Raw genomic sequence first — 13,800 nt, 5'->3', positions numbered from 1 at the left:
GGACTCCGACCGCAAACACCTCACCAGCGTCCTGCGCGAGGCCGCCGAACACCCCGGCACCGCACTGGTGGAGATCTACCAGAACTGCAACATCTTCAACGACGGCGCCTTCGAGGTGCTGAAGGACAAGCAGCAGGCCGAGGAAGCGGTGATCCGCCTCGAACACGGGCAGCCGATCCGCTTCGGCCCCGAGGGCTCCAAGGGCGTCGTCCGTAACCCCGCCACCGGCGACCTCGAAGTCGTCCCGGTCACCCCGGGCAACGAACGCGACATCCTCGTCCACGACGCGCACTCCGCGTCCCCGACGACCGCCTTCGCGCTCTCCCGCCTCGCCGACCCCGACACCCTGCACCACACCCCCATCGGCGTCTTCCGCGACATCCAGCGGCCGGTCTACGACACCCTCATGTCCGACCAGCTCGACACCGCCATCGAACAGAACGGCAAGGGCGACCTCGCCGCACTCCTCGCCGGCAACGACACCTGGACCGTGGAGAGTTCCTCATGACCTACGTCATCGCCCAGCCGTGCGTGGACCTCAAGGACAAGGCCTGTGTCGACGAGTGCCCCGTGGACTGCATCTACGAGGGCCCCCGGAAGATGTACATCAACCCCGACGAGTGCGTCGACTGCGGCGCCTGCGAACCCGTCTGCCCGGTCGAGGCCATCTTCTACGAGGACACCATGCCGTCCGAGTGGGCCGGGTACGCCACCGCCGACCAGGAGATCTTCGTGTCGGGCGGGGTGAGCGGCGGGGCCGGCGCCGCCGGTCCGCTGCCCGCCGACCACCCCGTCGTCGCGGCGGAGCCCGTCAAGGAGCCCAACTGACCGTTCCGGCAGCTGTGTCGCACGACGCGAGCGGCCCTTCACCCGGTGGATCACGGGGGAAGGGCCGCTCGGCGTGTGGCGGTGGCGCAGTGGTGCGGTGGGAAGAGGTGCGGTCACGCGGAACGCGGGAAGTTGCCCGGGGTCTGCTGCCGTCCGCCGCGGATCGAGGGGTGGCGGCTGCGCAGCATTCGTCGCCATTGTTCGGCGCTGTACTGAGCCGGTTCCGTGGTGGCGATGAAGTCCCGCAGGACGTTCTCGAAGCGCTGCGGGTCCGTGCGGAAGGGGAAGTGGCCCGCCTCCTCGAAGATCTCCAGGCGGCTGCCGGGCATGGCCACATGGCCGAGTCCGGCATGCGTGGCGGGTACCACCTGGTCGCGGCCGCCCCACACCAGCATCGTGGGCATCCCCCCGGCCAGGTAGCAGCGGTCGAGCATCGTGCCGACCTGGCCGCGCCAGTCGACGACGGCCCGCAGCGTCCTGATGAAGGCGCTGCGCGAGGTGCCGTCGGGCAGCGCGTCCACGACCCGCAGCAGGTCGGGGGCGTCCACCCCGAGGCCCGTGTCGAGGAGTCTGAGCGCCTTGACCGCGATGCCGAGCTGGGTGCGCATGGTCGGCAGGCCCAGGGCCAGCAGGAGCAGCTCCGCGCCCGGCAGTGTCGCCGCTCGCAGCAGCGGCGTCACCTGGCGGCTGATCCCGCCGGTGCCGACGAGCACGAGCCGCTCGCACCGCTCGGGAAACTGGTAGGCGAACTGCATGGCCACCGCGCCGCCGAGCGAGTGCCCCACCAGCGTGACCCGTTCGATGCCGAGCACGCCGAGCAGGTCCCGCATGCCGTTGGCGTACGCGGCCAGGGAGTAGTCGGCGCGGGGCTTGTCGGAGGCGCCGTGGCCGAGCAGGTCCGGGGCCAGGACCCGGTAGTTGCGTGCGAGGCCCGGCATGATGTCGCGCCAGGTGTCGGAGGAGTCCCCGATGCCGTGGATCAGCAGGATCGCCCGGCCCTTGCCGGCCATCCGGAAGGCCCGCCGGTAGCCGTGCACGGTGCGGTACCGCATCCGGATGGCCGAGCCGCCCGCGCGCTGCCCGGGCCCGTTGTGCGAGGTCATGATGTGCTGCCTCCTTCGGGGGCGCGGTGCCGCCGCTCGCCGGGGCGTTCGCCGGGCGGCCGGAACGCCGCGGTGGGCCGGTGGTGGACGGTGGTCAGGTCGCTTTCGGTCACGCCGAGCGAGGCGAGGCTCTGCCAGGGCCGGACCGTACGGGACGTGTGCGAGGGTTTGGACGAGCCGGTCATGACGGGACCCCTCCTCGGGTGGGCCGGTCGGGGCGGGCGGAGCCGGCGGACCGGCCGGGCCCGGTGGCGGCGCGGACGCGCAGGGCCAGACGCCGACGCAGCAGGGCGGAGAACAGCCAGCGCCGCATCGCGCCCAGATGTGCGGGAGAACCGTGCACGTCGTCGAACACCTTGAAGCGGGCGTCCTCGGCGAACCGGCGCAGCAGCGCCTGTTCCCCGGCGGGGATGATCTCGTCCCGGCTGCTGGCCACGTACCGGACGGGGACCCGCACGGCGTGCAGCTCCTGCGGGGTGAGGGCGAACCGCGGCAGGAGTGCGCGCAGTTCGTCGGTGGTGGCGGCGCCGGTGAGGCGGCGCAGGGTGTCGGCGGTGATGCCGGGCACCCGTGGCCACCAGGTGGGGTCGGCGAAGAACTCGGATACGGGCGCGCCCACGGTGAGGACCTGGCGCACCCTGCGGTCCCGTGCGGCTGTCCGCAGCGCGAGGTGGCCGCTGAAGCTGAGCGCGAGCATCGCGGTGTCGTCCACCGCTGCCCGGCCCTGGAGCCGGTCCATCAGGAAGGGCAGCATCCGCCAGGAGTCGGGGGCGTACGGAAGGGTGTTCTCGCCCACGCCGGGCAGCTCGGTGACGACGGCCGCGAAGCCCAGCTTGCTCAGCAGCGGCAGGAGCGGGGCCCACTGCTCCTTCACGCTGACGATGCCGCCCATCACCACCAGGAGCGGGCGGGGGCGCGGCGCGTCGAGCCCGGCCGCCCAGCAGCTGAACGTGCCGTCCGGGTGTTTGAACTCGACGCGCTCAATGCCCTGTCGGCCCTTGCGCCAGCGGTCGAAGGTGTCCACGCACAGCCGCTGGGCGAGGACCCTGTCGTCGTCCGCGTGGTAGGGGAAGCGGGCGAGGGCGTAGTGCCTGCAGGCGTCCAGGAGGTCGCCGCGGGCCGCCGCGACCTTGCCCTCCGCCGTCCACACGGCGGCCCAGGACGCCGGATCGCCCGACGTGTCGTTGTCGATGCGTGCCAGCACCCCTGCCGCGTGGTCGGGCTTCATGCCCTGACCGCCGGCGTGCAGGCGGGCGAATTCCTTGAGTTCTTCCAGATGGTCCATGTCTTCCCGCCCCGTCTCTTGGCGTCTCGTGCTGTATCTGTCGCCGGTTCCGTCAGTGGATGGCGCCGTCGGGGCGCCGGAGTCCGAAGCCGAAGGCGCGGTCCACCGCGATGTGTGTGGTCCAGCCGAGTCCCGCGAGCAGCAGTCGCCGGTTCGCCGTGAGCACACCCGCCGCCACGACGGCGCCCGCCAGGCGCGGATCGTGCAGGGTGTTGTAGAGGCGCACGGTGTCGGGCGAGAGCATGCCGGGGCCCGTCGGCGGCGTCGCGCCCCGGTGGAAGAAGGCGGCGTCCGGGGCGGCGAGCGCGGTCCAGAAGGTCCACTCCACCGCCCCGCCGAGTGCCATCCCGGTGCCGAAAGCGGCGGCTCCGGTGACCGCGCTGAGCGTCCGCCCCGGGGTGGTGCGCCAGGTCCAGCGGTCCGCCGGGGCGGGCGCCGGCGGAGCCGGGGCTCCTGCGGTCGGCGCGTGTGCCGCCGTCGCGTGGGGGGCGGGTTTCATCACCCGGAGATCGGCCTTCATGGAGCGTCTCCTCTCGCGGTCACCTGCGCGGTTGGTGGGGTCTGCCGCCAGTGTTCCCGCGGGTGCTTGGGGCCCGCTTGTACGCGTTCGGGCCCCGTCACCACCAGTCGTCGGCCGCGTCCTCCTGCGCCTCTTCCTCGCCGAGCACCTCGGCGAGCGCGTCCATGATTCCGGCGTCGAGGGCCGTGCCGGCCGCCGTGTCGTCCGTGGGGCCGAACCCCGCGTCGCCGACGGCCACGCTGACGGTGTACATGCCGTCGATGTCGTACGTACGGAACGTCCACTCGCCGTCCGAGCCGGGGCTGCCGTCGGGGCGCAGCACCTCGGTGGACGTGCCGGACGTCCGGAAGCCGAAGTTGGTGAAGCGGAACTGCATGCCGAGGCCGATCGCCTTGCTGTACGCCTCCTTCAGCGTCCAGAGCCGGACGAGCGCCGGGTCGCGGTCCTCTGGCGCCATCGCCTCGATCTCCGCCGCCTCGTGCGGGGTGCACAGATGCCGGTCGAGCCCCGGGCCGTACAGCTTGCGGTCGGCGAGTTCGGCGTCCACCCCGATGACGCCGCCGGTGGCCAGGCCCACGAGAAGCAGCTCGTCGGTGTGGCTGAGGCTGATGTGGACGCCGTCGTAGCCGCGCAGGTAGGGCCGTCCGGTGTGCGTGTAGCCCAACTCGACGGCCTGCGGCGGGACATGGAGTGCCGCCGCGGCCGCGAATTTCAGCAGTACCCGGGACGAGGCGAACCTGGTCCGCACGTCGGGGTGCGTCAGCTCCAGGAAGCGCGCCCAGTCCCGGCCGAGCAGGGCCCGCAGGCGGGGCCCTTTCGCCTGCTCCGGGCGCCAGTCGCCGAGGCGGGCGTAGAGGACCGTGCAGGCGTGAGTGTCCAGGTCAGCGCGGACTCTGCTCCAGTCCCCGCCGGGCCCCGTGATCACGATCGGCTCCCCGATGGTCCGGAGGGCAGGTTTGCCCGCTGGAGCCGTCATCAAAGGCCTCCATGGTGTGGTGGAGATCGGTCAGCAGATCGGCTGCTGTCCCGCCGTCGATCACCCGGTGGTCGAAGGTCAGGCCGAGCCGGAGCACGGGGGCGGCGGTCACGGAACCGTCCGCGCGGACCACGGGCCGCTGGGCGATCCGTCCCGCGCACAGGGTGACGGCGGTGCCGCCCGCCGAGTGGAAGCCGTCCACCGCGCTGTGCCCGAGGGAACTCACCGAGACGGTGCCGAAGACGGCAGGCCGCCTGCGCGGGTCACGCAGCGCGGCCGCGAAGGCGGTGCGGGCCACCGGCAACGGGAGGCGTCCGAGCATCCGCACGCCCTTGAACTCGGGGAGTTCGGCGGCGTCTGACCCCCGGTAGCGGTCGACCTGCTGCTGTATCTCGCGCAGGCCGGCCCGCTCCAGGCCCGGCACCAGGGCGGACAGGACGGTCCGCTCGCCCGCCACCTCGCGGTCGAGGGCGAGTTTCGCGGTCACCTCCTCGAACCGCACGATGCGGGGCCCGCGCAGCAGGCCCGGCCACCCCGGTGCCATCACCGCGTTGGCCCGCGGGTGCCGCTCCATGGCGCGGCCCGCCGCGTACAGCAGATAGGTCACGTACGAGTAGCGCAGGCCGCGGGCCCGGGCCTCGGCCCTGTGCTCCTGGATCCGTGTCATGTCGATGTCGGTGTCCAGGTGCACCGGGCGCTGGCCGGCCGCCCACTCCAGGAAGAACAGGGTGTGCCGGCGACGGCGCTCCACGACGGTGCGCGCCCCGGACGCCGTGGCCTTGCTCATGCCGGCACCGCCAGGTCGTAGATCTCCTTCAGGCTGCGGGCCTCGAGGATCTTGCCGACGGGGACGCCGTGGCCGGTGGCCGACTCCAGGGCGGTCACCAGCTTGAGCAGGTAGAGGGAGTCCCAGTCGGGAAGTTCGTCGAAGTCCGCGCTCACCTGCTCCGGCTGGAGGGGTATGCCGATCTCGTCGCGGACGAGTCGGGTGAACGCGTCGAGGGTGAAGGTGCTCGCAGGGCTGCTCATATCTTCTCCAGGGCGAAACCGGCTTTGATCCATTTGCTTGACTCGACGGCGACCGCCAGGGCCTTCTCGCCCGGGGACATCTCGCCGAGGAGCTTCTCGATCTGCAGGAAGGGCAGGGCGTTGCCGTTGTTGCCGGTGTCGGCGACGCAGGACACCTCGCGGGCGGTCGGCAGGCCGAGCTCTTCGGTGATACGGCGGGTCATACGGCCCGACAGCTGGGGCGGCAGCAGGTAGTCCAGGTCGTCGGCCTCCCAGTCGAGTTCGCCGAGGAGTTCCCAGAGGATCTCCACGGCCATCACGGGCACGCCCTCCTCGATGGCCTTGTAGTCCTCGGTGAGCGCCTGCCGGTCGTCGTGCCGGTCGGCGAGCCCGAACCACTCGATCACCTGCCCCGCCTTGCGGCCGAGGCCCGTGAACCGGTTGAGGACATGGCGCACCGCGATCCGCTGGCCGGCCGGCTCTGCCGTGAGCACGGCCGCGCCCGCCCCGTCCCCGAAGAGCACGAAGTTGACCAGGTCGCTGGGGGCCGCGTCGGACAGGTCGCGCCGCACGTCGAGGTGTTTGCTGCAGACGTCGCCGCCGATGACCAGACCGGTGCGGTACTGACCGGAGGCGATCATGGTCTGGGCCAGGCTGAGCGCCTGCACGGCGCCCGCACAGCCCGACTGCAGCTGGAAGGTGGGCACTTGGTCGAGGCCGAGCTGGTCGGCGACATCGTTGACCGTGGCCGGCATCAGGGTGTCGGGGGTCGCGGTGCCGAGCACGATGAAATCGATGGCGGACGCGTCGACGCCGTCTGCGTACAGGGCTTTTTCGGCGGCGCGGGCACACAGGTCGGCGAGGGACCAGCGGACTTCGCCGGTGGCCAGGTCGCGGGCGAAGTGCCGGGTCTTGGTGCCGATGAACACCTCGATCCACTCTTCGTTGACGCCGAGCATCTTGGCGAGCGACGCGTTGTCCACCGGATCGCCGGGCAGGGCGGTGCCGATGGACGCGATATGGGCGGTCGGGGTGGCCGGGCGGGTCTCGGTGTGCGGTTCCTGGCTCATGCCGTCCTCTCTTCGTGGCCGGGTGCGGCGGCGTCGATCTCGTGGAGGAAGCTGACGAGGTCGCCGATGCTGGCGAGCCTGGGCAGCAGATCCTGTACGGTCACCGCGCCGATCCCGGTGAGCCGTTCGTCAAGCCGGGTCTTGAGCTCCATGACCATCACGGAGTCGAAACCGAGGTCTTCGTAGAGCCGCAGCTCCGGGGTGAGTTCGTCGAAGCTGTACCCGCCGACCTGTCCGACGGCCTCCAGGGCGGCCAGCGCCACCGGGCCCTCGGCCTTGCCGCGGCTGACGTTGAGCACGGCAACGGCGCCGGACTGGGGCTGCCGGGTCTCCTTGGCTTCCCCGGCGTCCCGCCCGCGCTCCGGCTCGGTGAATTCCGGGGCCGGCGCGACGGGCCGGGGTGCGGCGCCGCGGGCGGGGGTCCGTGCCGCCCAGTAGCGGTGCTGATCGGAGAATGCGTACGGGGCGAGCTGCTGCGGTACGCGGTCCCGCTCCTCGTACAGGGCGTCCCAGTCCGGGTCGAGGCCGCCGCGGTAGAGCGCGGCGACGGCGTCGGCGAGGTCCTGGCCGCCGGAGTCCTCGGCGGGCACCGGCGTGACGTGGACGGGGTCCGCGCCGGGCCGCGTGCCGCCGAGGGTGCGCACCATGCGGGACAGGACGGGGCGCGGGCCCGTCTCCACCAGGTGGCTCGCCCCGTCGTCGAGCAGGGCGGCCGCCGCGTCGGCGAAAAGGACCGGGGCGCCGATGTGCGCCGTCCAGTACGCCGCGTCCATCGCCTCCCCGTCGAGGACGCGACCGCGCACCGTCGAGTACACCGGTATGCCGGGCACCGCGCCGCCGACCTCTTCGGCGATCGCCGCGAAACGTTCGACGACCGGCTCCATGAGCGGCGAGTGGAAGGCGTGGGAGACCTGCAGCCTGCGGGTGCGCACGCCGTCGGCGGTCAGCTCGGCCTCGATGCGCTCCAGGGCGGCCAGGTCGCCGGAGAGCACGGTGGCCTGCGGGCCGTTGACCGCGGCGATGCCCACCGAAGGCTCCGCGGCGACCCGTTCTTCCAGCGTGTCGCGCGCTGCCCGCACCGACAACATGCCGCCGCCTTCGGGGAGTTCCTGCATCAGCGCGCCCCGGGCCGCGATCAGCCGCGCCGCGCCGTCCAGCGGGAGCGCCCCGGCGAGGACGGCCGCCGCGTACTCGCCGACGCTGTGCCCGACGAGCATGTCGGGCCGCACGCCCAGCGCGTCGAGGGTGCGCCCCATGGCGTACTCGACGGCGAACAGGGCGGGCTGGGTCCACCGGGTCCGGTGGACGGCGTCGGTGTCACCGGACCTGCCGAGGAGCAGATCGCGTACGGAGGAGTCCGTGTGCGGCAGGAGCGCGGCGTCGGCCTCGTCGAGGAAGGACCGGTACAGGCCCGAGTCCCGGTAGAGGCCCGCCGTCATCGCCGGGTACTGGGAGCCCTGCCCGGTGTACAGGAACGCGATCCGCGGGCGGCCCGTGGGCGCCGCGGTGAGCCGGGCGAGGAGGTCGTCGTCGGCTGCGGCCTCCCGCAGCCGCGTCACGAGCTGCGCCGTGTCCGCGGCGGAGACGGCGAACCGGTAGCGGTGACCGCCCTTGACGTGGTTGCTGGTCCAGCCGAGCGCCCCCACCGGGACCCGTCGCGCCGCGGCGGCGTCCGCCTGGGCGAGCAGGTTGCGCCGCAGCGAGGTCACGCCCGGCGCGGTGAGGGTGAACACGGCGGCGGCGAGGCCGCCGGGTGCGCCGGACGGCTGCGCGGGCCGGCCCGCGGCGGCGGGCGCGCTCTCCAGGACGGCGTGCGCGTTCGTGCCGCCCATGCCGAAGCTGCTGAGCCCGGCGACGACGCCCGTCGCGGGCAGCCTCAGCGGGGCCTTCAGGAGCCGGAGCCCGCGCTCGCGCAGCTTCAGGCCGGGGTTCTCCTTGGCGGCGAACCTGCTCGCGGGCACCACCCTGTGGTGCAGGGCGAGGGCGACCTTGATGAGGCCCGCGATGCCCGCGGCGCCCTCGGTGTGCCCCAGGTTGCCCTTCACCGAGCCGAGCGCCATCGGCTTGCCGTCGCGCCCGGCGTGATGGTGGCCCAGGGCCTTGATCTCCATCATGTCGCCGAGCGTCGTGCCGGTGCCGTGCCCTTCCGTGAAGGTGATGTCGGACGCCTCGACGCCGGCCCTGCGGTAGGCGGCGGCGAGCACGTCCTGCTGTGCCCAGCGGTTGGGTGCCGTGATGCCGTTGGAGCGACCGTCCTGGTTGACGGCGGTGCCGCGGATCACCGCGTACACGCGCTGCCCGTCGGCGACCGCGTCCTTCAGCCTGCGCAGCACGACGACGCCGACTCCCTCGCCGCGCCCGATGCCGTCGGCCTCCGCGCTGAAGGGTTTGCAGCGGCCGTCGGGCGCCGAGAGGCCCGCCTGGGTGTAGAAGATCGAGAGGGCCGGGGTGAGCGCGACGTTGACACCCCCCGCGAGGGCCACGTCGCTCTCCCCGGACAGCAGGGAGTTGACCGCGAGGTGCACGGCCACGAGCGACGACGAGCAGGCGGTGTCGACGGCGAGCGAGGGCCCCTTGAGGTCCAGGTGGTAGGAGACCCGGTTGGCGGTCATGCAGTAGCCGTTGCCGGAGCCGATCTGCGCGGTGACGTTGTCGTAGTCGGTCAGGTGGAGCTGCGCCCACTCGTTGCCCATGACGCCGACGAAGACGCCGGTGTCCGAACCGGCGAGGCTGTGCGGGGCGACCCCGGCGTCCTCGACGGCCCGCCAGGCGCACTGCAGGAGCAGCCGCTGCTGCGGGTCCATGGCTGCCGCCTCGCGCGGCGAGATGGTGAAGAACTCGTTGTCGAACGCGTCGGGGTCGCTGACGAAGCCGCCCTCGGTGGTGTTCGCGTGCCCCGGCGTACCGGCGGCCGAGTGGAACTCCTTGGCCTCCCACCGCAGCCGGGGCACCTCCCCCACACCGTCACCCGAGCGCGACAGCAGGTCCCAGTAGGCGCGGGTGTCCGGCGCCCCCGGGAACCTGCAGTCGATGCCGACGATGGCGATGGGTTCCATCAGCTGGCGCCGCCTTCCGCGGCCGCGAACTCTGCGATGAGGTGGTCGGCGAGCGCGTGCACCGTCGGGTAGTCCCAGGCGGCGGTGGGTTCGAGGACGAAGTCGAAGTCCTCCTCGATGTCGCCGCACAGGCCGAAGGCGGCCACCGAGTCGAGGCCGTACTCGGCCAGCGGGACGGCCGCGTCGATCTCGGACGGCTGTCGCTTGAGGTACAGGGCGATGCGCTCGGTCAGCCAGGTGGTGAGCGACTCCCGGGTGTGTCCGGTGAGGGAAGCAGGCATGGTGCACTCCTTGGTTCGGCGGCTGCTCGGGTCAGCCGGCCAGCGGCGTGTTGTAGAGGTCGAAGCTCCTGCGGCTCTCGAACCGGCGCAGTACTTCTTCGTGCAGTCGGGCGTCGACGGCCGCCGGCAGGTCCGGGGGCTGCTGGCCGAGCCGGCGTGCCAGGCGGTGCAGCACGGCGGCCAGCCAGGACGGGTCGGCCAGGAACGTGTCGTCGCCGAAGCGGGCCTGCTGCCAGACGCCGATCGCGGAGGCGGCGGCGAGGAGCACCGCGTACCGGTCGGCGAGGGCGAAGGTGGCGGGGCTCGCCAGGGCGGTGCGGTTCTCGGGGGAGAGCGCGAGGCTCGCCTCCTGCAACTGGCGCAGCTCGTCCATCATCTTCAGGGCGATCCCGTGGACCGCGCGCTCCTCGGGCGTGGAGCTGGGCAGTTCCTCGACGGCGGCGACGAGGGTGGCGCTCAGCGCGTCGCGGCCGCTGGCCAGGGTGAGCTTGTCGAAGGGAATGTCCGGCAGGTCCTCGCGCAGCCGGAACAGAGCTCCCGGCGCCGGGTCCTCCGCGAACCAGGACCGCCGGGCGAGGCGGGCCAGCTGGGGGATGATCGTGGCCTGGCAGGCGGCCGAACCGGCGTGGCCGAGGCTGAGCACCGGCAGGTCCCTGATGTGTTTCTGGAAGATGCCGAACTCGCCCTCGCGGACGTAGAAGCGGGCGCCGAGGACGATGGAGAGGTCGTGCATCGTCTCGGTGAGCATCTTCGGCACGAGGTACTTGGTGGCGGCCGCGTAGACGCTGGTCTGGTCCGGCAGCAGATGCACCGCGCGGGTCGCGGCCACCGAGAGGCTGTCGCAGGCGAGCAGGTCGAGGAAGGCCCCGGAGAGGGTCGCCCTGGCGTGCGGGATGTCCATGACGGACTTGCGGTACAGCTCGCGGCCGAGAGCGAAGGAGACGACGGTACGCAGGCTGGTGTCGGCCGCGCCGAGCGCCATGCCGGGCACGGCGCTGCGGGTGATCTGGAAGGCGCGCAGGGCGAGTTCGACGCCCATGCCGGTCTTCCCGACGAGCGCGTCGGCGGGCACCGGGGTGTCGTCGAAGTGCAGTCCCGACAGATGGCAGCCGCGTACGCCGACCGCGTCGTAGCGCGGCAGCACGCGGTAGCTTCCGGCGTCGAGTCCCGCACGCTCGGCGAAGACGACCGAGTGGCTGCGGCTGCCGGGGGCCTGGCTCGTGCGGCTGAACAGCACCCAGGCCGCGGCCCGGTCGGCGTTGTTGATGACCTGCTTCTCGCCGGAGAGCAGATAGCCTCCGCCCGGCGCGTCCTTGGCCGCGAACTCATTGCGGACGAAGTCGTTGCCGTGCGCCAGCTCGTGGTAGGCGACGGAGACCTTGCCTCCGTCGAGGAGGATGCGGGCGAGGCGTTCGCGCTGCTCGGCGGAGCCGGCCGTCCACACGTTGACGCCCGCCATGAACGAGGTCACGCCGTAGCCGAGGCCCAGGGTGACGTCCCGGCGGAACACCTGGCGCATCACGCGTACCAGAGTGTCGATCCGCTCCAGGCGTCCGCCGTGCTCACGCGGCACGAAGTCGGCGTTGAGCACCGCCTCGTCGAGGACACGCTCACCGGCCTCGGAGATCTCCCCGGCCTCGTCGGCCTCCAGGAGCCGGGCGTACGAGACGGGGTTCTTCTCGTCGGTCGGGTCGCCGAGACGTTTCTCCAGCTCGGCGACGCGGGCGGTGACCCGCGTCTCCTGGCCGGTGGCGGGGGCTTCTGGGGCCCCCTGGGGCAGGGAACCGGTCAGCATGACGTCCTCTCGTTCTCGCCGTGCGTGGCAGCGGCGTTCGCGGCGGTTTTCGCGACGGTGTTCTCGGCGGATTTCCCGGGGTCGGACGGGGCAGGTTCGCGCTGTTCCAGGAGCGAGAACAGGCGGCCCTGTGCGCGGGCGGACCGCAGTTCGGCGAGCAGCGCCTCGTAGGTCTCGGGCTCCGAGTCGTCGGCCGTGCCCGGCGAGTCGCCCTCCCCGAGGCCGGTGAGGACCCGGTCGAGCGCGGCCCGCAGCCACAAGGCGTCCCGCCACAGCGCGGCGGTCGGGCCCTCGGCGAAGCGGTCCGCGTTCGCCGTCCACAGGCCGAGGACGGCCGCGCCCGCGTAGCACAGGGTGTAGCGGCGGGCGGTCTCGAACGCGGCCGGGGTCACGTCGGTGACGACGTCCTGGTGGATCTCCATCTCGGCGTGCACCGTGTCGGTGACGGCGAGCAGCCGCCGGGCCGCCGCGACGGCCGGCCACAGGCCGGGACGGGACTGCGCCCGCCGGGTCAGCTCGGCGACGTCGCCGGGCAGACCCGCGATGATGCCGCTGCCGCGCCGTGCCACCACGGACAGCCGCCCGGGGTCGAGCGGGGGCAGCGCCGCGCCCAGGTCCTGGGCGGCCGCGGCTCCCGCCGTGTCGCCGGTGCCGCGGCGGTGACCGCGTACCAGCGAACGGAACTGGTTCACGACGGAGTTGAGGTTCACCAGTGTGTTGCCGTCGAACAGGCCCACGATGCGGTGGTCCCGGTCGAGCTTCTGGAACCGGCCGTGCGCGTACACGTCCTTGAGGAAGGCGCGGGCGCCGAGCAGCCGGGTCAGTTCGGTGAGCACGCCCTCGGTACCGGAGGGCAGCAGGTACTTGGTGACCGCGGCGGTCAGGCTCATCTCCGCGGTCTGGGTGTGCACGGCGCGCGAGGCCACCAGGGCGAGCGCCTCGTGCAGCAGCACGTCGGCCGCCGCGGCGCCCAGGGTCCTGCGGGCCTTCGGCAGCTCGATGAGCCGCCGCCCGTAGAGCTCGCGCTCCTCGGCGAAGTCCAGGGCGATGCGCAGCCCGTGGTCGCCCGCGCCGAGCGAGAGCGCGGCGCACATGGTGCGGGTGAGCTGGAGGGCCTTGATGACCGTCTCGATGCCGGCGCCCTCGGCGCCGACCAGGGCCCCGCGCGGCACCCGGGCCCCGTCGAAGAAGATGCCCGAGATGTCGGCGCCCCGGATGCCGTGGGTGTCCACCTTGGGCAGATGCCGGTACGTGGCCTCGTCCAGCTCCCGCTTGTCCACGAGCAGGACGCTGAAGCCGCGCGGTCCGCCCGCCGGGTCGGTGCGGGTGAGCAGCGACACGAGCGAGCCGCGGGTGGCGTTGTTGATGAGCCATTTCTCGCCGCTCACCAGCCAGCCGTCGCGGTCGTCGTTGTCGTCGCCGTCGCTGTCGTCCGGCGTCCCGGCCGGGCGGCCGTTCACCTCGCACGCCAACAGGTCGCTGCCGTGTGCCCGCTCGGTGAGACCCAGCGAGACCGGCACCCCGGCCCGGATGTCGGCGCCGAGCCGCTCGGCCTGCTCGGCGCCGCCTGCCACCCAGACGCAGACGCCGCCCAGGTAGGTCTTGCCGTGGCCGATCGCGGTCGTCAGGTCGCGCCTCGCGACGGCCCGCAGGAGCTGGAGCAACTGCTCGTAGTCGTTGAGCCGTCCGCCGTGCTGGACCGGCACGTAGTAGTCGCTGAGGCCCCATTCCCCGAGGAGGCGGCAGATGTCCGCGGGAAACTCCTCCTTCTCGTCGAGCTCGGTGCAGCGCTCGTACGAGAAGGTGGCGCGCGGGTCGTTCGGGTCCCCGAGGAAGGCGTCGAACTCCTCGGCCAGCCGGTACGGCGGATGCTCCATG

Annotated in this window: 13 protein-coding genes and 1 pseudogene; 2 read left to right on the top strand and 12 right to left on the bottom strand. The window is 72.6% G+C overall.

Annotation, left to right across the window (positions count from 1 at the left end):
* Together IE226_RS33375 and fdxA are read left to right on the top strand one after the other, a co-directional pair.
* A pseudogene (locus tag IE226_RS33375) lies at nucleotides 1-508 on the top strand (2-oxoacid:ferredoxin oxidoreductase subunit beta); the annotation flags it as partial.
* Nucleotides 505-828, top strand: a complete 324-nt coding sequence (fdxA, locus tag IE226_RS33370; RefSeq protein ID WP_190085183.1) for a ferredoxin — start codon at nucleotides 505-507, stop codon at nucleotides 826-828. The pseudogene IE226_RS33375 and the gene fdxA, both read left to right, overlap by 4 nt.
* A 113-nt stretch (nucleotides 829-941) precedes the next feature.
* Here the strand turns inward: fdxA and IE226_RS33365 are convergent, their stop codons facing one another.
* From IE226_RS33365 to IE226_RS33310, 12 genes are all read right to left on the bottom strand, one after another.
* A complete protein-coding gene (locus IE226_RS33365; protein ID WP_190085182.1) occupies nucleotides 942-1,931 on the bottom strand; it encodes an alpha/beta fold hydrolase in 990 nt (329 codons plus the stop codon).
* On the bottom strand, nucleotides 1,928-2,116 hold the full coding sequence (locus IE226_RS33360) for a hypothetical protein (RefSeq protein WP_190085181.1): 189 nt from the start codon (nucleotides 2,114-2,116) through the stop codon (nucleotides 1,928-1,930). Before IE226_RS33360 ends, IE226_RS33365 begins: the two co-directional genes overlap by 4 nt.
* Entirely contained in the window at nucleotides 2,113-3,216 is a 1,104-nt protein-coding gene (locus IE226_RS33355; protein ID WP_190085180.1) for an alpha/beta hydrolase, read from the bottom strand. The genes IE226_RS33360 and IE226_RS33355 overlap by 4 nt, the downstream gene beginning before the upstream one ends.
* 52 nt (nucleotides 3,217-3,268) lie before the next feature.
* A complete protein-coding gene (locus IE226_RS44295) occupies nucleotides 3,269-3,736 on the bottom strand; it encodes a DUF4260 family protein (RefSeq protein WP_229871677.1) in 468 nt (155 codons plus the stop codon).
* 97 nt (nucleotides 3,737-3,833) lie between these two features.
* Nucleotides 3,834-4,661 (bottom strand): 4'-phosphopantetheinyl transferase family protein, encoded by an 828-nt coding sequence (locus IE226_RS33345; RefSeq protein ID WP_308429577.1) that lies wholly within the window; start codon nucleotides 4,659-4,661, stop codon nucleotides 3,834-3,836.
* A complete protein-coding gene (locus IE226_RS33340; protein WP_190085178.1) occupies nucleotides 4,618-5,499 on the bottom strand; it encodes a 2-oxo acid dehydrogenase subunit E2 in 882 nt (293 codons plus the stop codon). The genes IE226_RS33345 and IE226_RS33340 overlap by 44 nt, the downstream gene beginning before the upstream one ends.
* On the bottom strand, nucleotides 5,496-5,741 hold the full coding sequence (locus tag IE226_RS33335) for an acyl carrier protein (protein ID WP_190085177.1): 246 nt from the start codon (nucleotides 5,739-5,741) through the stop codon (nucleotides 5,496-5,498). Before IE226_RS33335 ends, IE226_RS33340 begins: the two co-directional genes overlap by 4 nt.
* Nucleotides 5,738-6,790 (bottom strand): 3-oxoacyl-ACP synthase III family protein, encoded by a 1,053-nt coding sequence (locus tag IE226_RS33330; RefSeq protein ID WP_190085176.1) that lies wholly within the window; start codon nucleotides 6,788-6,790, stop codon nucleotides 5,738-5,740. The genes IE226_RS33335 and IE226_RS33330 overlap by 4 nt, the downstream gene beginning before the upstream one ends.
* Nucleotides 6,787-9,846 (bottom strand): type I polyketide synthase, encoded by a 3,060-nt coding sequence (locus tag IE226_RS33325; RefSeq protein ID WP_190085175.1) that lies wholly within the window; start codon nucleotides 9,844-9,846, stop codon nucleotides 6,787-6,789. Before IE226_RS33325 ends, IE226_RS33330 begins: the two co-directional genes overlap by 4 nt.
* On the bottom strand, nucleotides 9,846-10,127 hold the full coding sequence (locus tag IE226_RS33320) for an acyl carrier protein (RefSeq protein WP_190085174.1): 282 nt from the start codon (nucleotides 10,125-10,127) through the stop codon (nucleotides 9,846-9,848). The genes IE226_RS33325 and IE226_RS33320 overlap by 1 nt, the downstream gene beginning before the upstream one ends.
* A 31-nt stretch (nucleotides 10,128-10,158) precedes the next feature.
* Nucleotides 10,159-11,922, bottom strand: coding sequence for an acyl-CoA dehydrogenase family protein (locus tag IE226_RS33315; RefSeq protein ID WP_190085173.1), 1,764 nt, complete (start codon nucleotides 11,920-11,922; stop codon nucleotides 10,159-10,161).
* Nucleotides 11,916-13,799, bottom strand: a complete 1,884-nt coding sequence (locus IE226_RS33310; protein WP_190085172.1) for an acyl-CoA dehydrogenase family protein — start codon at nucleotides 13,797-13,799, stop codon at nucleotides 11,916-11,918. The genes IE226_RS33315 and IE226_RS33310 overlap by 7 nt, the downstream gene beginning before the upstream one ends.
* Nucleotide 13,800 lies beyond the last annotated feature (1 nt).

This window comes from Streptomyces longisporoflavus, from assembly GCF_014649775.1.
Taxonomy (GTDB): domain Bacteria; phylum Actinomycetota; class Actinomycetes; order Streptomycetales; family Streptomycetaceae; genus Streptomyces; species Streptomyces longisporoflavus.
Note: the sequence above shows the minus strand (reverse complement) of the source record. Positions and strands in the feature narration are given on the sequence as shown.